This is a genomic window from Rhodococcus sp. ACS1, assembly GCF_002300155.1.
GTDB classification, from domain to species: domain Bacteria; phylum Actinomycetota; class Actinomycetes; order Mycobacteriales; family Mycobacteriaceae; genus Rhodococcus_F; species Rhodococcus_F koreensis.
Genome location: NZ_NSDZ01000003.1, coordinates 24418 through 43799 on the forward strand (window position 1 = coordinate 24418; position 19382 = coordinate 43799).

Consider the following 19382-nt stretch of genomic DNA (forward strand, 5'->3'; position numbering starts at 1 on the left):
GATCTTGTCGCCAATTCGTCGACGGCGAACCGGATTGCCAACGAACCTCCAGGTCAGCGACTCATGCGGATGGGGCGGGAGGTGCCGCCGAGTGCTGGAAGCTGGCCGCCAGCCGAGGAAAGCGACATTTCGATGAGAAGAGCCACCGACAGAGCGGTGAGAAAGCTACGCGAAACTGCAGGTTACGAGACAACTCGGCGAAAAATACGACGAAGACCTCCAGCTTGCGTGGTCGATGTCGTATCACCGCCCCGCGCCGGACCACCCATTCGGAGCACGGGGGACGTGTCATTTATCGTGGTAAATGGCCAAATTGTGCCACGGGGAGGAGGGTGACGTGAGGCCACGGAAGCTCGTCATTGCGGTGTTGGTGGTCGCTGTCGTCGGATTCCTGGCCTACTCGTACCTCTCCCGAACCAACGACGGCGAGGACTCGGCGAGCGTGGCAGCGTCGATGACCACCAGCGCGCCCACGGCCACTGCGGCCGCGGCGTCGCCAGTCGACGTCGAGACCGCCGAGCTGCCGACTTCCTCCCGCGACGCTGAAAAGGCCGCGCGACAGGGGCTGACCGTGGTGTTCACCTGGTACCCGGCTACCGACACCAACCAGAACGACGCATATGGGCGGGACCGAAACTGGCTGACCGGCAAACTCGCTGACCGCATGCTCGTCGACGCCCGCACCGAGCGCGGGCCTGGCATGCAGTGGGACGAGTGGGCGCAGGAGCAGGCCAAGGTCATCGCCGATGTCAGCGTCGAATGCTCCGGCTGCCCCGAGGACACCGACACCGTCGTCTCGCGGGTGGCCACCATCAAGCAGACCACGATCGCCGGCAGCAGCACCGATACGGTCGAACCTGACACCACGGTGTGGGTCTCCGTCGTCCGCGAGGGCGACCGCTGGCTCATCGACGACATACGCTACTGATCCGGAGGGCCCGTGAACCGCAAGGACGTTGCCGCAGTACTGATCCCCACTGTTCTCGCCGTCGGCCTGACCGCATGCAGCAGCGATGAGTCGACCACCCCCACCAGCGCACCGATAGCGACCACGACGACGTCTGCGTTCGGCACCGATGAGTTCATCGCCAACCGGCTGCGCAGCTCATCTACAACAATCGTCGAGACAGTGGAGGAACGCGGCGGCACGCCAGAACAGGCGATCGCTGCTCTCGTGTCCAGTGAAGCCGAGACGGGCTGGCAATCCGGACTTCGGATGGCCCCGCCGGCAACGGACATCCGGGACATCTTCGGCTGGCGGCTCGCATACAACCTTCCGGCCGACTCCGCTGAGGTAGTCGTTGCCGCCACCAACACATTCATGGACAACGCCGCCACCGTCACCGTCAGCGCCGACGACCCGGCTGCCTACGCCCTGGCCGCCCAGTACGCAGACCCCCGCGGCTACAACGAGAAGGAACACTTCTACAGGAAGGGCGAGACCGCAGCCACCGAGTACGCCGTCGCCCTTCCCAAGGCCCAGGCCGCGTACGCCGAGCTGCGCGGTTCGCAGTAATGAGAGCTTGGGCGTCGTTGGTGATGCCGGTATTCGCACGACTTCTTTGACGGGTCTGTCTTCGGTCTCGATGCCGTGTACACCTTCAGGGACGGCGAAGCCACGGTGCGCTGTGCGTTCCCCACCGTTGTACCGTGCAGCTCCTGGCCCATATGGTGTGACACGGTGTACCACCAAATGATCGGACTTGCGTGTCCAAGACTGACGACAAGGCGGTCCAGGCTGGAGCTGCGCCGTATACCGCTCCCTTCCTGCACATTTACGACCTATGGGTGGTTCATCTCTCCAACGATCTGGCCTGGCGCTGCAGCCGAGAGCGATTCGTGGAGAGGTATGCCCGGCACGTCGGACGCGGTCATCTCGAGGTAGGTCCGGGGAGCGGCTGGTACATGGCCAGCGAGGACCGAGCTCCCGTCTGGACTTGAACGCCAACAGCCTCAAGCACTCCTACCGTCGGTTGTCCCGCGCTATGACGTGCGGACAGTGGAAGCCAACGTCTTGGATCCCATGCCTTCGAATCTGGATCATTCGACTCCGTCGGTGTCAACTACGTCGTGCACTGTTTACCGGGTGGCTGGCGTGAGAAGGGTGCGGTCTTTCAGAACCTGGCCGGTGTGCTTGCAGCGGATGGCGTCCTCTCGGTTCCACAGTTCTCGGGCCGGGGGTGAAGCGGAACATCCTTTGGCGCTCAGTGAGGCGTACAACCGTCTCGGGGCTTTCCATAACCGCGACGACGATTACGACGGTCTCGTCGAAGCCCTGCGGGTCTCGTTCGGTCGCGTCGAGGTCTCTCAGGTCGGCATTGTGGCGGTGTTCGTCGCCAGTAAGCCCAAGCGCTAGTTTTGGCGACGGGGGCGAAGCCTCAATCCTTCTGGTTTGAGGGTGATCTGCTCCTGGACCTGGAGTTGGTATGCGGGGTCTGCCTCGAAGTCGAAGCGGTGCAGAAGGAACGCCAGCGCGAGGATCGTCTCATGATAGGCGAACTGGCGGCCAATGCACGCACGGAGACCGGTCCCGAATGGCTTGTAGACCACTGAGCTCTGTATTGGTCGCAGGTTCTCAGGCAAGAACCGATCCGGTTGACGTCCTCTCGGTTGTGACCGACCGAGATTCCTCTCGGGACTCGCGTTCCCGAGGTTCCTGTTTCACCTATTCTCGGAATCCGGTGATTGTCGTTTCACCTGCTAGACCGGGTGTCGCGAAGACCCTGGCCGTCGAGAAAACTTTTGGGATTCATTCGTGACCAGCGGCGCGCGAGGATGATCGCGGTCCCCACCAGCACGATGCCGGCCAGAGCACTGAGGGCGGGCCCATAGCGGGTTCCCCACAGGATCGCGGTACGGGCGTCCTTCGCTTGTTGGGCAAGGCCGTTGATCGTTTCGTCGTCGAAGTGGGTGTGCGCTTCCAGCGTGGTCACCGCATTCGGGTCGTCAACGAACCGCGCCAGCCATCGCCTCGGCTGCTCCTCCACGGCAACGATCGCACCAGAGGCAGGCTCGACCCACACATCGCGCGTGGTGGAGTAGTGCAGATCCATCGTGGTCGGCTCCGTGCCTGGTAGCCCCCACTTTTCCGCGGGCAAGGTCGTCGTCGCGACACTGCCGATCGATTTCCCAAGGTTCACAGGGCCGATCGTCTGCTGAAAGTGATACAGCCGCATGCCGTCGACCACGCGATCGTCGTCTACGTACTCGATCGGATGCGTCTCACGTGCCGTTCCGTCGTAGTACGGGTAGCTGACTTTCTCGACGTCGAACGGAAACTTGTACTGAATGCCCTCGCGAGGCGTCTCCGTCGGGGGCTTGCCCAGTTCGGCTTGGGTCGTCGGGACGGGCACGGCGAGCGGCATGCCTGATCGTCGGTCGATCGTGACGCGATCGACCATTGCCGAGACCAGGCCCAACCCGTCGCCCCAATCGGTCCGGACCGTCTTCTGTGCCGCTTGCAGAGTTGTGGAATCGGCTGAAACTGGATTCTCTGTCGTCACGTACACCTGAATCCGCAGCGGGACACCCCGGTCGGTCTTCAGCGGACCCTTCATAGCCACCGAGGTGGCCTTGAGCACCGCCGCGTCTTCCGCAACCGACACTGTCGCCGATTGCACGTCGAGCGGGATGACCTTCAACCTGGCGGCACCGTAGGTGGGGACCAAGACAGCGACGGCGAGCAGGCACGAGCCGAGCGCGACGAGAGTGCAGACCACTGCGGAGCTCCTCCACCCCCGACGGTCGGCGGCATCCGCCTTGTGCACGTTTTCATCCAGTACGGTGTCGACCTGAGCACTCACGTAGCGCACCCTAGCCGCCGCAGCATGCAGAATCCCGGTCAGCCGGTATCTTCGTCCTGAGGTATTTGCCACATCACAGAAGGGAACCTGGTGCTCGATCCGTTTGCGCCCGGCCTGAGTGTCGCGGAGGCCGATCGCTTGCATGAGCACCTTCGCGCCGCCGGCCCAGTTGTCGAGGCCACCGACGCCGACGGACTGCGCGTCTGGATCATCACCCGGTACGACGACGTCGCTCGACTGCTCGCTGACCCCGGAATCGTCAATGTCCGTCCCGGCGGCCCATCAGGCAGCCCGGGCCTTCCCCTACCACCGGCACTGGCCCGCAACCTGCTCAATATGGTCCCCGACGATCACCGCCGCGTCCGCGCTCTGGCAGCGCCCGCGTTCTCACGGCGACGAGTCGGAGCGGTGAGGCAGATGGTGACCGCCCGTGTCGACGGACTCCTGGACGACCTCGCCCCGAACGAAACCGGTGTTGTCGACCTCTTTCCCGCCTACGCCTCTCCCCTGCCTGCTGACATCATCGCCGAGATCCTCGGCGTGACCGATACGGACGCCGACGAGTTCCGTACCGCCGCGGCGACCGTGATGGCAATGAATCCTGGCGAACCCACCGCGGACGACCCTCGCATCCCGGCCATGACCACGATCGTTCTCGTACTCATGCGTGTGATCGCGGCCAAACGGAAATCGCCCGGTGATGACGTCATCACCGATTGGATCACCGCCCGCGACGCCGAAGACCGCCTGACCGAAGAGGAACTCATCTCCCTCGCGTTCCTGACGTTTCTCGCCGGATTCGAGAACTCCGTCTACCAGATCGCCAATGCCATCGGCATTCTCGCCGGACTCGATCGAGACCAACTACTTGTCGAAATCGCCGACGACCAGCTCTGGCGCGCCCGGGTGACGCAGCTTGTCCTCGACGCCGCGCCCGGGTCCTATGCGATACGGCGATTCCCGATTGAGAACATCACCGTCGGCGGCACCCGCATCCCCGCCGGCAGTCCTCTGTATCTCTCCCTGCGCGCGGCGACCAACGACCCCGCCCGCGGCGAGCGCCCGGACCTGGCCTTCGGCCGCGGACCTCATTACTGTCTCGGCGCCGATCTCGCCGTGATGCAGCTCGACATCGCTACTCGCCGCCTGTTCCAACGCCACCCGGGCCTGTCCCTGGTGAAGCCATGGGAAACACTCGACCGGCGACATACCTGGCGCACTCACGGCCCCACTGAGATGCCTGTCCACCTGACCTGACCCGCAAGCCAGTACGGGAGAAACGGATAAACCGATGACAGCTGATGCCCTCGAGCTCACACACGCCGAACCCACCCACCCGATCCGCGAATGGACGACCGTCTTCGTCGGCACCGGCGACGACCACCATGTCGTCGCCGAAGGCGCCAAGATCCGCGAATGGCGCAATATCAACAACGTCGTTCGCGGACCTGCCCGCACGGCTGTCCTGGGGTTGATCCGTCAGTGCATCGCCGATCGTGACCTCAGGATCGAGCCGTTCGATGGCAAGGTCGCCGACGCCCTGGGACCGGTCGGGGCAGCCCACCCCATCTTGACTCCCGACAAGAGCGTGGTCGTAGCAGTTCAGGTCTGGACCGGTGACCCGAAGAAGAACCCGCCGGATCGCCCCAATGTCGGGGCCTGGGAGTGGGTTCTGAGCTCGGAGGACAACCCGCCCCCGCCGCAACTGCAGTTGGACCCCGGAGCTATCGAGCTCATCGGGATGTCCGCCCGGCATCAGGATCGATCGGTTTTCGGTCCTGCGGATCTCTACACCCGTTCGGCCCGCTTGTCCGACACGTTGCGGCATGTGCGCCAAATCCGAGACTGCCAGGTAAAGGACAGGTTCGACGGCACGTTCACCATCCGGGCTGAGACCGACGTCACCCGGGAGCTGCGCTACGCCGAGCGGTGTGTGGAGGGCCCGGCGGGTAGACGTGTGCGCGGGATCTGCTGGGACGCGGGCACCGACGAAGCCCGTGTCCACGAAGCGATGCTCGACGCGTGGTTGTCGACGATGTTGGCATCGACCTCGGGGATGTACATCGCGGTTGGGGATCTGTCGTACCAGTACCCGTACTGGCTGAAGTGGGTGACCGAGCACGTTCCCGGCCTCGGACACGGCGTGAGCACCGGACAGACCTTCGCGCTCCATGAGGAAGACTGGCCGAAGATCATCGAGTGGGTTCAGCAGGTGCGTAAGGGGCCGGTCTCCGGCACGGTGCGGGCACGACGGGGCGGTGGCGGCTGGCTGAAGGCCGAATTCCGGGGCTTCCTTCTCGATCCCCTCGTCAGCGACTCGATCGGTGTCGCGGTGATCTCCCCCGAGATCGAAACCATCCCTGACGAAACCTCCTGACGGAGAACATCTTTCGGAGGACAAAGCTCGTGTGGAGAGTGTTCTACAACGCCGCGCTGGTTGTTGCGTTCATGGCAACCTACAAGACCGCCGGAATCTTCGCGGCGACGGTCGTGGTCATGGCCGGCGTCGCCGGCGAAATCATCGTGACGCTGGCCCGACGCCAACGGGTCGACAAACTGCAGTGGATCGGCCTATGCCTTGTGCTCGTCCTCGGCGGATCGACGCTGTTGTTCCACAACGAGACCTTCATAAAGTGGCGTCCCACAGGGGTGTACTGGCTAATTGCCGGCGCTTTCCTGACGTCGCTGATGGTCGCGAAGCGTGACCCGGTACGTCTCATCATCGGACGATGGGTGAGCGCACCGGACGCTGTCTGGCGCTTCCTGAGCTGGAGTTGGTTCGTGGCACTGGTCGCGGTCGGCGCCGTCAATATCGTCGTCGCCTACACAATGTCCACGGACACCTGGGTCAACTGGCGTGTCTTCGTCGCACCCGGAAGTCTCTTGGCTCTCGCTGTCGCCCAAGCCACCTGGCATCGCAACTACATCCTCACGGCATGGCGCGACCACCAATCCGAGGAAGCTATGTAATATCTCCTCCGACGTTGGTTCGACATAGAGTTCGCCAAGCGGACTGACTGCGCGATGCCCCCTCCGGCACGTGCCCGGTCGGCCGACGTCAGCGCACCTCACCCGAGGTTGCGGCGCGACCTTTTCGCGTTGCCCGCGCAGCACGCAGAAAGCCCCTCCTCGAAGGGGCTTTTCGTCATGCTCGCGAGAAGGTCGAATGAACACTCACTTTGCTTACTGCACCACCACGGTCGCCAACACCCACGTCCAGTACTACTGGAACCGTTCTCTTCGCATCCGCGACGCCCGAGGGCTACGCGGGAGTACCGGCGGGGCGGGTTCGTACCCGCTCGTAGCTCGCCCGCAGTTCGCTTTCAGGGATTTGAAGCGCTGCAGACAGCTTCCTTGCCACGTTGTCAGACAGCGAAATCTCGCCTCGTTCGACACTTCCAACGATTTGGGTGGTGACGCCGGCAGCGGCGCCAAGCTGTGGCTGGGTAAGCCCTCGGAGAATCCGCCAATCGCCAGGGTAGCGGTCACCCTCCGGAACCTTGACGAGGTCGGAAATGGACACCCCAATCGCGGCGGTGACACGGGCAAGCAAATCAACCTGCGGCGACGAGTCGCCAAGTTCCCATCGCCGAATCGTGTCGGCATTGAGTCGCGCCAGGCGCGCGAGTTCGCGCTGCGATACACCAGCAGATCGGCGGGCTTTCTCCAGTTGATCAGGCTGGAATCCACGCATAACTCGACGGCTCACAGACTGAGCCCTACCAGAAAAGTCGTCATCACTAGACACTGTGCAATCCCCTCGTTACGATGCGCACATAACGGTACCTATGAATCAGTAGGTATAGATTCGGAGCGAAGGGAGTTCTCACCAAACGTGAACGGTCCCCCGGCTGTTAGCGCAGCAAGGGGACCGTCAGAACAGCAAGTCGACTGTTAGCGCAGTCGGACAAGCCATGAGACCAGCGGGTTAGCGGCCCGCGGCCTCGAATGCAGATCGGAGCCTGCAAATGAACACGTTAGATGGCGCTGGTGCTCTACGCCTAGCGACTGCAAGTTCACATGCTGGTCGAGAGAAGGTCGACGGGCACGATCGCGTGACCAACGGCCCTCTCCGCGAGATCCTGGCCAAGCACCGTCCGAACCATGACCACACGTCGTGCACGGCCTGCCGGTTCGTCTACACCCCCGATCTCCCGTTGTGCCCGCCCGTCGCTGGCGCTCTGCGCGAACTGTCCACGGGCGCCCTCCGGCCCCAGGACCTGTCTCTAGGCCACTACACGACCGGTCGACTCCGCGCGATGGCGCGCGAGCACACCGGCGAGGGCCGGTGCCGGCGGTGCGGGTTCGTTTACTCCGGTCAGGTGCGTCTATGCCCGACGTCGCGGCGGATCGCCGCCGAACTCGAGACCCGCGGCAAGGCGCCCGCGACCCAGCCCCACACAGGTCAGGGGCTGTGCGCAGGTAAGGGCTCCGGTTGGACCGTTACCAGCACAAAGGCCGCGGCGTGGAAGCGTGCGATGGCGGCCTGCTCGGTGTGCCCGCTGCTCGCGCAGTGCGAGACGCAACTGGAGGACAGGCTCGCTACCGGTGTGAAGGTCCGCGAGCAGATCATTGCCGGAAGGCTGTTCACCGTCACCGGCCGCGAGGTCGAAGCCGCTGGGGTCGATGCGTTCGCAGTTGCCCGGGGGCGGACGAAGAAGAAGCAGCAGCAGAAGCCCCGGGCCTCAATCGCGGCCCCTGCTGCTACTCCGGCTCCGGCGCGGCAGCTCGCGCTCTTCGAGAACGGGGTGGCATGACGGTCCGCTCGGGTTTCGGCCTGAGTCGCAGCATGACCACTGTCAGCGCTGTCGACTTCCACGGGCGCCAGTGGGACCTCGTCCCGATACAGGATGTCATCTGCGCCATGATCGTTGCGGACAGCGTGGCGATACCTACCGTGCTTTCCGAACAACTTCTCGCCGAATGTCCTCTGGTGATCTCGGCTCAGGCGCCGACCCTGAGTGTGGGCGCCCGAGAGAAGCTCACCGATGTCATCGACTTGGTCGTGGCGAACCCTGAGACGGCTTCCGTTGAACAGATCCGTGAGGTCGCTTCGCTCGCCCGTCTACTTCTCCGCCGACATCCCGCGTAGCAGTACAGATTCAGCGCGCTTCAGAAGAGGGCATCGGTCCCGATCACCCATCTTGTCGCGCCCTCACTGGAAGCGGGGTCGCTGAAACCCGCGGCTAAGTCCGTTCAGTCCTGATACGCCGAATCGACGAAAGGCAGTCACCTTCGATGACCACTTCAGTCACATGCGACACACCGAAGAGCGCCGGTTACCCGTATCGGTTACAGGTTCGATCTAGGGTTTCCTCATGGCACAGCACAACAAGGGGCCCCGCGGTCAGATCGCTACTCGCGCACCCCTCAGACACCACAAGGTTTACGAGAGTCGGGCAGCCGAACTCGGCATCCCTGCTGGCGACTACTCCGTGCTTATCCTCGCCATCACGCACGGACTGGACATCCCGGATTACATCAGCGAGAAACTTCGACCGGAACAGCTCCGGCTACTCGAAGTCGAGGCTTCAGGGTCGTTGCACCAGATCGAGCAGTTGGCGATGGGCGCATGAACGACACCTAAACACGAAACAACCCCCAGGGCTTGGCGGCATCGGGGGTTGTCCGTTTATGAAATTTCGGGACCTTGCCAGCTCCCTGACCACCACTACCTCGAAAGGAAGAGGCGGTGCTTTCTCAATGATAACGCACGTCCGCAAGTCTGCTTTGTCTGCGAACTTCTATTCGGTCACGTGTCTGTCTCAGCAAGACCACACACTGACTGCTGCACTCCCGCACAATCGAGACCCTTTCGACGGCGCTACCTCTGTGTTGCCTTACCAGGGCGCCCATTACGCGACGGAATCTGCGGGTTCTGATCTGCGACTTCCGGTGCTGCTTGGGAGCGCACCGACCCTTCCAACTGAGGAAGGCGGTGGTCCTGGCGAATAGCGGATCGGAACTTCCTCGATAGCTAATTCAAGAGCGGCGGTACAAGCCAAAGGGACCCCCGGCGGGGGTGGGTTTATCCAATGAATCCCGATGGGAGGACTGGCAGGTCCTCCCCGTCTAGGGCGATCGTCTGGCAGGACGGTCATTCCCTGAGGTTAGTAGAAGAAGTTAGCAGCCTCTTCAACTCGGTACTGCATTCCCCGAAGGGACTACCTGTGCTAGGTACGTCTGAGGATAAACCATGCCTTGACGCCTTTTCCACGGTTCAACACTCCGATCTCGGCGTGTCGTGGGATAAATCACACAACTCGCCGATTTCCCAAACCACGCAACCGGACACGCATCCACTTCAGACCCCGTGGATTGACGAGCTGCGACGACTCAACACGGAGACCGATCAGCGCGGAAAATCCTGGACGCTGCCCGTCAAGCCCGGCCAAGAAGCAAGCATCCCGATCTGGACAAGCCGCGACGAATGGACGCGACAGGTCCGGTACGCAATCACCAAGACCGCCGGCGGCCGCGCCGCAGCCGCCCGACACAGGATCGGCGTCGAAAGTATGGTCGCCGTCGCTGCCGCGCACGCGTCGTCAGCCGACTCGAAAACTGGGCGCCGCGTTACTGCCACAGTCCAGAACCTCGCCGCCCGAGCAGGTGTGTCCGAGGCGGTGGTCAAACGAGGTCGCCGCGTGCTGAAAGCACTACACCTGGGCTTCGAGCTGGTACGGGGCCGCACCCTGACTACGCGGGAATTCCAAGCCGCAGAAGTCCACCATGGTGGGCGTCAGCACCGCGCTGCCAGCGTATGGGCTCTGTCCTCCCCACCTGACCTCGTCGCAGCCACCCCCGCTCCCCCACAACCAAAGAAGCGCGGCCGCTCCCACGGCAGGACATACCGCCCGGCGGAGCACGCTCGCCACACCGCCACAAGGGGTTCGAATCCCAATCCCCAAGCCCGCGACCGTGACCCCCTATCTTTGAGTGGTTTTTCCCCGAAGGGGATCTCTTGTAGAGAAGTAATCACCAAACGCGCGTGCGCGCGCGCGAACCAAACCTCATCCTCGAATCAGACAGACCCGCGCCCGATGAATCTCCAACGAGCCGCCTCCGCGCTGGTCGCTGCAGCTCCAGTCATCGCCCCCAGCGGCCACATCGGAGCCGTGTGCGACGTCATCGAGCGTTCAGGAATCGACACCACCCGCTGGACAGGACGGGATATCGCCCAAGCTTTGACCGCTGACACAGTGTCGCGAGGTGAGCTCTGGCCAAACGCGGTGCGCTCGCCAATCGGATATCTGACCTGGCGTTTGTCCAGAATCGACTGGTCGGGCCTCTCCCCCAGTGAGCAACGCGCCACAGAGGCCGCGCGCAGCGCACAGCTGCGGGCTGCGCGTGACGCCGAACGCGAACGAGCTCGTCGCGCAACGGCCTCGCCTGAGCGCCAAAAGGCATTTATGGAACAGATCCGCGCCACCCTGGCGCCCAAAAGCGGGCAGCCTAACGATGCTCATCGAACCTCGGCGCACCATCCACACGGGAACGCTGGTCGGACCGGCCGCGGACAATGACACCGCGCCGAGCGACATCCCACTCGCTACCGTGTATGGGCCATATCCTGCGAGAATCACCGTGCCCGACTTGCACAGAACGGAGTGCGCTCGTGGGTAAGAACACCGTGTCCCGATCGACCCGACGCCACCCGCGGGTCGATGTCAGTCGAGTCCAGGCGCCTCCCCGCATCAGCCGCAACGCAGACTCGATCCGCGAGCGTCTCCGCAACGGCGCCCGCACAGTCGTGGTTGACACTGCAGGTCAGCTAATCGAACTCGACAACCACACCTTCGCGACGGCAGGCGACGAATGGACCTTGCGTTTTACCGCTGGATCACAAGCACGGATTCATCTCGACTCACCACTACCTGCGACCGCGCACATCGTCGCCACTGACGCAGCGACCGTGGAAGTCACAGGGCACGTTCATCTTTGGGCCTATACCCACGCAACGGTTACGGCCTTCGATCAGTGCCGGGTCGTAGCGCACAATCACGCATTCATCAGAGCATGCGACCGCTCCTCTGTGTGGGCCGACGACAATGTCGTTGTCCACGCCTACGACGAGGCCACGGTCCAGGCTAGAGATCACGCGATTCTCGCCCTTTCCGATGAGGCACGCGCAGTCGTGGAAACCGCAGTCGTGGTTCGCGGTCCAGCTCGCAAGAACGTCACCATGAGGGACACCTGATGCCTGATCGTGGGCAGACGCAGCTCTAACACCGCACCACCTGCCCACCAGCAGTTCCGAGATGGCCTCGTATGCCTGGCCATCGAGGTCGACCCCTCTCGCACGGCAGGCGGTTCACCCCGTCTTCCTTGGTGAAGACTTTTCAACGGCGCACAACCCCAGCGTTCGCCCTCACCGGGCACAGCGTCCTTCCAAGCTGTTCGGCAGCCAAGCAACCTGACCTGGCTCTGCTAGCAATGCGAGCTAGCAGCGCTAGGTAACTCTAGCTATTGCGAATAGTTAGGCGAGCATTGATGTCCCGGCTATCTACAGTTTCTGTCACGTGACGGCAGATACGGACGTCGCCGGAATCTCGCCGGACGGCGCGTCGTGATGGCGCCTTGGTCGGTGTCTGTGGTGGACTGCGAATATGCCCAAGAGCCGAGGCCGCCGCAAGGGCGGCAAAAGCCGACCCGTTCGCCGTGCTCCCCGGCAACTCCACCCCGCCGATCTTCTGCTGCGCGACGCCCGGCAACTCCTCGAAATCGACGATGTGCTCACCGCTGAGACCTGGGCCAGCGGCTGGCTCGGCGAGGCGTGGTCGACGGCGGCAGTGACAGAACGCGAGCCCGAGCATCAACTGTGTATGCAGGTCACCGGAAGAGCATGCACCACACCGTCTCCGCACTCACTGGCCGCGATCGACGCGCTCGCGCGGGTCGCACCTGCGGCCGACCTTTCCATGCTGACCGACACCCTCCACATCTTGGCCGAAACCCAACCATTGCCGGCCTGGCACACCGTCGAGCCGTGGACTCCGACCGTGGCGTGGCGCGCGGTCGACGTGTACGACAGCGAACGGGTCCTGTTCATCGAATACGACGGACCCCGCCCACACACATTGATGGCACATATCTACCACGTTGGCGGGCTGATGATTGACAAGCTCGCTGTCCTGAATCCCGGCGCAGCCACCACGTGGGACCAGCTGCGCGAGCCCGACGAGGCACCGATGCCGCTCCAGTCGGCCCTGGTCGCCGAGGTACTCGCTGATCTCGCGCACGCGTTGCGCACCACCGACATGACCTGGCCCCGCACCGACGACGAGGACGTTTTCGATCACCGGGCGCTGGCATGGTCCCGCTGCCGGGACTACCTGCCAGAATGGCCCGAACACGCCGGACTACCCGAGCAAGGGCGCCGCCAACTGGTCGAGGACTTCCTCACCGATATCGGAAGCGACGACGACGTGAGCCGGTCGCTGGCCGAGCTGTTCCTGGACTACGGCGACGGCTACATCGGCGCCGGACCGCTGTGCTGGAGCCCGGGCGAGGTGATGTTGCTGCTTACAGATTGGCTTCCCCGCAAAGCAGTCCTCGACGCCGACCAACGCAACGCACTGCCCTTCGTGTTTCGCCGATGGCTGACCTTCGCGTTGACCCAACAGGGGATCGACCGCCAGTGGATCAGCGTCGTCGTTGATGCTGTCGACACCTTCCTACCTGAGTTCCATGACGCGTTTGACGATGAAACTGCCTGGGGCCCCGCCAAACAGGTGGCCGCGGCGCTTGCCGAGCGAGGCGTCGACCTCACCGACCGCCACGCCGTCGACGACGCCATTAGGCAACTCAACGCCGAACAACTCGCCCACCGATTAATGCCCTGAACCGTCGGCTCTGTGCACACCCGATTCACACGTCCTGCCGATTCCCTGCGACGCGCTGTCCAGCGAATGTGCGCTCGTTGGGAAGCGACGTAACCGCACTGTGCGATGCTAGTAAGGCTACCTAGCGTTGCTGGAGATACTAAATAGCGTAGTAACGCTATTCCGGCTATCTTGACTAGCTATGCGAGCGTTGATTGCGCGCCCGCCTACTGCTGCTAGGAGTGAAGTACTAGCTAGCGGTGAAGTGACCGTTGCACTAAGGCCGCTGGCGGAAATAGCACTTCTCGCGCACCGAGATAAGGACGCTAGCCTAGCTAGCGGAGCGCGGCTAGCCCGAAAATCGTGCTCGGTTGATCCGGGGCGAGATCTGCTCGGGCAGCATGTCGAGCTGTGAAGACTCGAAGCCGGCTTGCTCTGTTTCGCCGGGTTCCGCAGTGCCTAGGCGGATGCGATCTGGTGGAGGGATGCGTTTCGCGTGACGGTGCCTCGTGCATAGTTGTGGCGGCGACCCCCCGACCTGCTGAAATATCAACGCTAGCTCCTATAGCATTGACGGGATCTACTTTGGTAGCAGGAGGGGAAGCGCACCTATCCGAGCTATCTGGGCTATCGTCTCTAGTCTTCATATCGCGGACAGTTCTGCTATGAAGACGATCACAGCTACTCGTTGTAGCGCAGCAATTCTCGCAATCGTCTCTATCAGAGATATGCCACCAACGATATCTACGTGAGCTAGACGCCGTATGAGCGCTACAGTAGCGCCGTTGTCTATGGACGCTCGTATGTCTAGGCTGACTCGCCTTTCTAGTCTTACTAGGCTGGCTACGCAGTCTAGGGGTCGTAAGGTTGCTTGCAGAGCTATGAGTGCGAACAAAACTACGAGCGCGATGCTTGCTAGAGAAGTTTAATTATCGATCGTTGCTGTCATCGCTATAGGCTCGGTCGTATCTAACTTCGCTATGAGAACTAGTGCAGTAAGTGTTGCGAGCAAAGCGATTACAGACACCGTAGATAGGGTCGCAATTGTAGAGGTCATAGCTATGTCTGCGTCCGTAGCGACGATCGCTACGAAAGCCAAACTAGAGACGCTAGTTACGCTATGCACGCTATCTCACCTAGCAAAGAACGCTAGCGTTGCTCGGCGTGTCGAGCTAGCTCAGCAGCCAAGCCTGGCTATGCTCCCTACGCGAGCGTGCGGAGTTGCACTAACGCTCATCGCGCGCATCTGGAAGTCTCCTGGCCTCGACGGAACGGAAACCAAGTCATGACACGCAAATGCGCGATCTGCAATCAGAAAGGGGGAGTGGGCAAGACCGCCACGACCCTCGGTCTCGCGAGCGCAATAAGCAACGCCGGCGGACACGTCCTCATTGTCGACGTCGACCCCCAGGGCAACGCCACCAACGGTGTAGGCGTCACCATCACCGACGAGATGCTGACAACCTACGACCTGATGAGCCGAACCGAGTCGGGCACGGCGATCGACGCCGTCATTGCCACCCCATGGGACGGCGTCGATCTGATACCGGCCGACCAGACGCTCGCGAACATCGAATCGGATGGGGCCAACGACCTCATCTTCCGCCTCGACATCGCCTTCGAGGGCCTCGACCTCTCCGCCTACGACGCAGTCCTCTTCGACTGCCCACCGTCGCTCGGCAAACTCCTCTTCGCCGTTTTCTGTGCAGTGGACGGGGTCATTGCAGTGACAGAGCCCACCATCGACAGCGTTCAAGGCGTCACCAAGCTCTTCGAAACCGTCGAGAACGTCCAGCGACGCCCCAACCCGAACCTGGCTATCGACAAGATCGTCCTCAGCCGACAGCGGGGGACAGGCGAACACCGATTCCGGGAGAGCGAACTGCGCGAGGTCTACGGCGACCTCGTCGCGCGCACCACCATCCCGGAATACGCCACGCGGCAGGACGCACACAGCGCGCGCACCCCGATCCACAAATTCACAGGCGGAAAATCGCTGTCATTGCAGCTCGCCTACACCGACCTTCTCAACGAACTACCCATCAAGACCGCAGGAGCGACCGTATGAGCGTCCAACGTGAACCCGCTATCCGCCGGCCGGCGCACCCTGCCGCAGATCTTCCTGAGCGCCCCCGGGTCGTCAAAGACCCCACCCCGGCCGCCGTCGACGAGCAGCCGACGCAACTTCCGACCGAATCGACCATCAGACCTGTCGCCGACGTGCCCGTCACGCCGGTCTTGTCTCCTGCACCTGAGGCGGCATCGCATGTCGAGAAGCTCAGCGAACAACACAACGTACGGTTGCGGCCCTCGACCAAGGCGCGCCTGACGCGCGGTGTGGACAAGTTGCGCTACGAGACCGGGGATCGGAGCATCACCATTTCGTCGGTCACTGACGCCGCGCTCATCGAGTATCTCACCAAGAATGGCTGCTAGCGCCAATAGTGGCACTAGCTAGCAATGCTAGGTGGGCGCTCGTGGTTCGAGGTACGCCCACCGAAACACACTGGCCGCACCAACATAAGGAGGCCCCCGCCGATTGCGCCGGCGGGGGCCTCGTGGACCGGGACCCCCGTGGAAGGACACCCCGATCATGAACGACCTTAGTATCCGAGCAGCACGAATCCAGCTCCGCGCCCTCATTGCGGCCCTAATCGTTGCGATCGCCATTGCGGTCGGTATCACCACCGGAGCGTTCGTGCTGTCGTTCGCTGTGCAACGCGACCTCGCATTGCAGGCCGGAATCCCGCACTACCTCACCTGGATCTTCCCCGCCATTGTCGACGGCGCAATCCTCGGCGCTACGATCGCCATCGTTGCGCTAAGCAAAATCAACGGCAGCGCAACGGGGAAGCGTTTCTTCCTCTGGCTCGCAGTGGTCGTCGTCTTCATCAGCGTCTTCGGCAACGCCTACCACGCCTACCGCGCCGGGGAAGCCGCCGCACGGAGTGCTGCGGCTGGCATCGACCTGGGATACACCCCACTGACTCCAACCGGCGCATCGCTCATTGCAGTCATCCCGCCACTTTTGGTCTTGGCTTTCACCCACGGTGTCGGAATCCTCATCAAGGCCATCGGCACCGCCCACACCGAGTACACGACGGTCGTCCGAGACACCCGCGACCGCGAACAGCGGGACGGCGAGGACAACACGACCGATTATCAAACGGTGGCGGCTGAGTCGATGCCGGCATCCGAACGGAACGATGGCCATATTGCGGACATCGTTACTCCGAGCATTGCTCAGGGCCCCGACGTTGCGCAGGACCTCGACGTTGCGCCGCGCATTGCTCAGGACCCCGACGTTGCGCCGCGCATTGCTCAAACCGTTGCGCAGTTCGCCGACGTTGCAACGGCAGACGACTCCTCGGCACTCGACGACAGCCGTGAGGCCGCCGTGACCAGACCTGAGAGTTCCACTGGCGTTGCGGATGCCGCGCAACCAACCGAAACGAACCCAGATGACCGCACCGATGTTGCGACCCTCACCGAGGAGCACGTTGCGCGCAGTGCACTGGACGGACGCAATGCCGATGCAGTGAAGGTCGGCAATGCGCTCGAGGACTCGCAGGAGCCATTCGTGTTGCCGGACGAGGCCCAGACCATCGAGAACCTCCTCGACTTCATCGAAACGTGCGCCGACTTCGAGCCTGTAGTGAAGGAGACGGCCCGACTGCGGATCATCGAACAGCACAGCTACGCGGAGATCGCCACCCTCACGCGGGCCAAGGCCGCAAGCACCGCAATGCGCCGGTTCGACAAGGTTGCGCAACGCGCGGTCGACGCCGGGTTCCGGACGCCCCCGTTGCCGGAGCTCGAGGAGATTGCGGACGGACGCAATGCGGCAACGCTCGATCCGCAGTACACATTGGTCGGAACACTCTGAACACCCGCCCACAGCAGGGCGGCGACGGCCGGTCCGCACTCTCCGCGGCTCGACTGGGGAGAGTACGGACTAACGGAACGAAGCACACCCCACACCCAGGGACTCCCGAACCGCCGCAACACCCAGCGCCTCTGACCGCAACACGGCCCGACGTTGCAGACCAACCAGACGGAGTTGCAACGCAACGCCGACAGTGCGAGATTGGCAACGCAACGTCCGATTCGGATGCAACGGACAACCGGACGTGTGGGCCGCTAAGCGGACGCAACAACGTCGGCGATCATTTGCGCATTGCAGGTAGGCGGGCGGCCGCGTTGCAAGTTGGACGCTGGTGATTTACACAGTTCACCTGAGCTTGATCTTTAACCTGGGCAGGCGGCCCCGACGGGTTTTCTAGCTTTGGTTTCGGCGCGTTTGCCCACGTGGTGATGCGGTGCGCGGTGGGTGTTTTTCGATCCGGGTGGGCGTCCGGGTCCGGGTCGACTGGGTTTCGGTGCACTGGCCGGAACAGGCATCGTCGCGCGGGTGCGCGAAAACCCTCGACGAACCTGTGCCGGCGTCAATCGTGTTGGTGGGACGGGTCGTTCCCACGGGCGGCGTAGGTCCTCGGCCAGAGGACGGGCGAGCCGGAGTTGGGCGTAGGCCACCAGCACGATCCAGGTCCAGCGGTCGGCCGCCTCGGGACTGCGGAGCTTCGGGGCGGTCCACCCCAACGTCTGCTTGAAGAAACGGAAGGTGTGTTCGAGGTCGAAGCGCCGCAGAAACATCTGCCACAATCGGTCGATATCGGCGGTTCCCGCACCAGGATGTGAGTACCAGAGCCACACCGGTTTGGGATGCCGGTCCCCGGGCAGGTGATCGACCGTCAGCCGGATCACCGTGCCTTCGACGATCGGTGGCGGTCCCGGGTGGTCCGCCCACGAGCCACGATGGACGAGCCTCGGGTGCAACCGATTCCACGCCGCAGCGGTGGCTGTTCCGTAGCGATCGGTGTCGGTGCTGGTGGTGGTCTCGGGTTCGGGCCAGGTCTGGGGGTCGGCGAATTTGAAGTCGGAACCGTGCCGGGGTGGGCGCCCGGTACGGCCCGGTGGCGGCGCCGGGAAGCACAGCACCCGGTCCGAACGCATCCGACCCAGCACCTGCACCGGGAGATCGGCGAGCACGAACGCCAGCCGGGCCAGCTCGTACCCGGCGTCGAACACCAGCAGAATGTCCGGGTCGCCGTCGCGGTGGTGCCCGGCGTCGCGCAACCGCGTGATCACTTCACGCACCTGGGTGGCCGTCACAGCGGTTTCGTCGTCGTCGGGGCGTAGGCGGACCGCGTCGAGCACCGTCGTCCACGAGGTACGGCCGGTCTCGAGGGCGGCGACGAACGAGTACGGCCACCCCGGGATCAGCTGTGCCTGATTCTTCCCGCGGCCGTAGACGTGGCAGAACCCCCGCTGCGGACTCGTCGGTGCATCCGGGCGCAACCAGGCACTGATGTCGACGGCCAACACGATCCGGCCGCCGCGATCACGCGGGATTGTCAGCCCGCCGAGGGCGCGGCGCAGCCGAGTGTAATCTATTCGGCCGCAGTTGATTGCGTCGTACAAGGCGCCGTGACCGCGCCGATGCTCGGCGGCCAGTGACAACTCGACCAGGGTGCGAACCGCGGTGCCGGAACACAGCAGCGCATCGGTCAACTCGAACAAAGCATCACCTCGGGCCGGCAGGGACCGGTAGAACTCTTCGCGGAACGACACCAGGTCGACACGCGGATCGGGGACCGATTCTTCCCCGACCGCCCGCCGATCGGGCACACTGATACTCACGGCCACCGCCTGTCTTCGTCTCGAAAGTTCTCTGGAAGGAACTTCAAGATGATCAGGC

17 protein-coding genes and 1 pseudogene are annotated in these 19382 nt (G+C 63.1%); 14 read left to right on the forward strand and 4 right to left on the reverse strand.

Annotated elements, in window-relative coordinates:
• Positions 1–337: 337 nt before the first annotated feature.
• From CJ179_RS10660 to CJ179_RS51335, 3 genes are all read left to right on the forward strand, one after another.
• A complete protein-coding gene (locus tag CJ179_RS10660) occupies positions 338–928 on the forward strand; it encodes a hypothetical protein (RefSeq protein ID WP_095861466.1) in 591 nt (196 codons plus the stop codon).
• A 12-nt stretch (positions 929–940) separates the two neighbouring features.
• Positions 941–1516 carry a hypothetical protein gene (locus CJ179_RS10665; RefSeq protein WP_095861467.1) on the forward strand — a complete coding sequence of 192 codons (576 nt, stop codon included), beginning with the start codon at positions 941–943 and terminating at the stop codon, positions 1514–1516.
• Positions 1517–2197: 681 nt separating this feature from the next.
• Positions 2198–2356, forward strand: a complete 159-nt coding sequence (locus CJ179_RS51335) for a hypothetical protein (protein WP_179377561.1) — start codon at positions 2198–2200, stop codon at positions 2354–2356.
• Here the strand turns inward: CJ179_RS51335 and CJ179_RS10670 are convergent.
• Positions 2353–2586: pseudogene (locus CJ179_RS10670) on the reverse strand (cytochrome P450); the annotation flags it as partial. The gene CJ179_RS51335 and the pseudogene CJ179_RS10670 overlap by 4 nt on opposite strands.
• A gap of 107 nt (positions 2587–2693) precedes the next feature.
• Positions 2694–3947, reverse strand: coding sequence for a DUF3068 domain-containing protein (locus CJ179_RS10675; protein ID WP_257015414.1), 1254 nt, complete (start codon positions 3945–3947; stop codon positions 2694–2696).
• Between CJ179_RS10675 and CJ179_RS10680 the strand changes: the two genes are divergently transcribed.
• Genes CJ179_RS10680 through CJ179_RS10690 form a run of 3 tightly spaced genes read left to right on the forward strand, consistent with a single transcriptional unit; the run spans position 3942 to position 6773 of the window.
• Positions 3942–5060 (forward strand): cytochrome P450, encoded by a 1119-nt coding sequence (locus CJ179_RS10680; protein WP_257015415.1) that lies wholly within the window; start codon positions 3942–3944, stop codon positions 5058–5060. The genes CJ179_RS10675 and CJ179_RS10680 overlap by 6 nt on opposite strands.
• A 34-nt stretch (positions 5061–5094) precedes the next feature.
• Positions 5095–6180, forward strand: a complete 1086-nt coding sequence (locus CJ179_RS10685) for a GAF domain-containing protein (RefSeq protein WP_095861471.1) — start codon at positions 5095–5097, stop codon at positions 6178–6180.
• Positions 6181–6218: 38 nt separating this feature from the next.
• A complete protein-coding gene (locus CJ179_RS10690; protein WP_257015416.1) occupies positions 6219–6773 on the forward strand; it encodes an inner membrane-spanning protein YciB in 555 nt (184 codons plus the stop codon).
• A gap of 292 nt (positions 6774–7065) precedes the next feature.
• Here CJ179_RS10690 and CJ179_RS10695 read toward each other — a convergent pair whose 3' ends face one another.
• Positions 7066–7497: a helix-turn-helix transcriptional regulator gene (locus CJ179_RS10695; RefSeq protein WP_095861473.1), complete on the reverse strand. Its 432-nt coding sequence runs from the start codon at positions 7495–7497 to the stop codon at positions 7066–7068.
• Between the two features lie 361 nt (positions 7498–7858).
• Here CJ179_RS10695 and CJ179_RS10700 point away from each other — a divergent pair, with 361 nt between their 5' ends.
• The 8 genes from CJ179_RS10700 (at position 7859) to CJ179_RS10740 (ending at position 17510) form a co-directional block, all read left to right on the forward strand.
• Entirely contained in the window at positions 7859–8560 is a 702-nt protein-coding gene (locus CJ179_RS10700) for a hypothetical protein (protein ID WP_257015417.1), read from the forward strand.
• Between the two features lie 32 nt (positions 8561–8592).
• Positions 8593–8895 (forward strand): hypothetical protein, encoded by a 303-nt coding sequence (locus CJ179_RS10705; protein WP_095861688.1) that lies wholly within the window; start codon positions 8593–8595, stop codon positions 8893–8895.
• A 226-nt stretch (positions 8896–9121) separates the two neighbouring features.
• On the forward strand, positions 9122–9379 hold the full coding sequence (locus CJ179_RS10710) for a hypothetical protein (protein ID WP_043827435.1): 258 nt from the start codon (positions 9122–9124) through the stop codon (positions 9377–9379).
• 2039 nt (positions 9380–11418) lie between these two features.
• On the forward strand, positions 11419–12000 hold the full coding sequence (locus CJ179_RS10720) for a hypothetical protein (RefSeq protein ID WP_257015422.1): 582 nt from the start codon (positions 11419–11421) through the stop codon (positions 11998–12000).
• Positions 12001–12409: 409 nt separating this feature from the next.
• Complete coding sequence (locus CJ179_RS10725; protein WP_095861476.1) at positions 12410–13645, forward strand: hypothetical protein; 1236 nt, start codon at positions 12410–12412, stop codon at positions 13643–13645.
• 1264 nt (positions 13646–14909) lie between these two features.
• Positions 14910–15692: a ParA family protein gene (locus CJ179_RS10730; RefSeq protein WP_011600537.1), complete on the forward strand. Its 783-nt coding sequence runs from the start codon at positions 14910–14912 to the stop codon at positions 15690–15692.
• Positions 15689–16060: a hypothetical protein gene (locus CJ179_RS10735; RefSeq protein WP_095861477.1), complete on the forward strand. Its 372-nt coding sequence runs from the start codon at positions 15689–15691 to the stop codon at positions 16058–16060. The genes CJ179_RS10730 and CJ179_RS10735 overlap by 4 nt, the downstream gene beginning before the upstream one ends.
• A 157-nt stretch (positions 16061–16217) precedes the next feature.
• Positions 16218–17510, forward strand: coding sequence for a DUF2637 domain-containing protein (locus CJ179_RS10740; RefSeq protein ID WP_095861478.1), 1293 nt, complete (start codon positions 16218–16220; stop codon positions 17508–17510).
• Between the two features lie 362 nt (positions 17511–17872).
• Here CJ179_RS10740 and CJ179_RS10745 read toward each other — a convergent pair whose 3' ends face one another.
• On the reverse strand, positions 17873–19324 hold the full coding sequence (locus CJ179_RS10745; RefSeq protein WP_257015423.1) for an NF041680 family putative transposase: 1452 nt from the start codon (positions 19322–19324) through the stop codon (positions 17873–17875).
• Between the last annotated feature and the right edge of the window lie 58 nt (positions 19325–19382).

Bases quoted from the DNA above. Each gene is read 5' to 3' on its own strand.
- CJ179_RS10725 (WP_095861476.1), top strand. From the start codon at position 12,410: ATGCCCAAGAGCCGAGGCCGCCGCAAGGGCGGCAAAAGCCGACCCGTT.
- CJ179_RS10695 (WP_095861473.1), bottom strand. From the start codon at position 7,497: ATGCGTGGATTCCAGCCTGATCAACTGGAGAAAGCCCGCCGATCTGCT.
- CJ179_RS10740 (WP_095861478.1), top strand. From the start codon at position 16,218: ATGAACGACCTTAGTATCCGAGCAGCACGAATCCAGCTCCGCGCCCTC.
- CJ179_RS10685 (WP_095861471.1), top strand. From the start codon at position 5,095: ATGACAGCTGATGCCCTCGAGCTCACACACGCCGAACCCACCCACCCG.
- CJ179_RS10675 (WP_257015414.1), bottom strand. From the start codon at position 3,947: ATGCAAGCGATCGGCCTCCGCGACACTCAGGCCGGGCGCAAACGGATC.
- CJ179_RS10705 (WP_095861688.1), top strand. From the start codon at position 8,593: ATGACCACTGTCAGCGCTGTCGACTTCCACGGGCGCCAGTGGGACCTC.
- CJ179_RS10735 (WP_095861477.1), top strand. From the start codon at position 15,689: ATGAGCGTCCAACGTGAACCCGCTATCCGCCGGCCGGCGCACCCTGCC.
- CJ179_RS10730 (WP_011600537.1), top strand. From the start codon at position 14,910: ATGACACGCAAATGCGCGATCTGCAATCAGAAAGGGGGAGTGGGCAAG.
- CJ179_RS10710 (WP_043827435.1), top strand. From the start codon at position 9,122: ATGGCACAGCACAACAAGGGGCCCCGCGGTCAGATCGCTACTCGCGCA.